The 250-nt window shown below is 40.4% G+C and carries 1 pseudogene; it reads right to left on the minus strand.

The features are described 5' to 3' along the window. A pseudogene (locus AAEY75_RS16380) lies at nucleotides 1–250 on the minus strand (aminotransferase-like domain-containing protein); the annotation flags it as partial.

Raw genomic sequence — 250 nt, forward strand, 5'->3', positions numbered from 1 at the left:
CTTTATTAGTGCGTAAACGCTGCCTAAGTACTTTTAAATTACGGTCGTATTCACCGCTAAAAACAAATTCTGATAACGTCCATTGATTAATTAGTGAGGTAGAACAACTCAATGCTCTTTTATAACGCCTAGCTTGCCCTGCAAATTTTCCCGCAATAAGCCAACCAACTCGATAACTAGGGGCAGCCGTTTTAGAAAAAGACGAACAACTTAGCACCAAGCCTTTTTTGGAATACGCTATAGCCGGTGT

The organism is Psychrobacter sp. TB55-MNA-CIBAN-0194 (assembly GCF_040309505.1).
In the GTDB taxonomy this organism is placed as follows: Bacteria; Pseudomonadota; Gammaproteobacteria; order Pseudomonadales; family Moraxellaceae; genus Psychrobacter; species Psychrobacter fozii.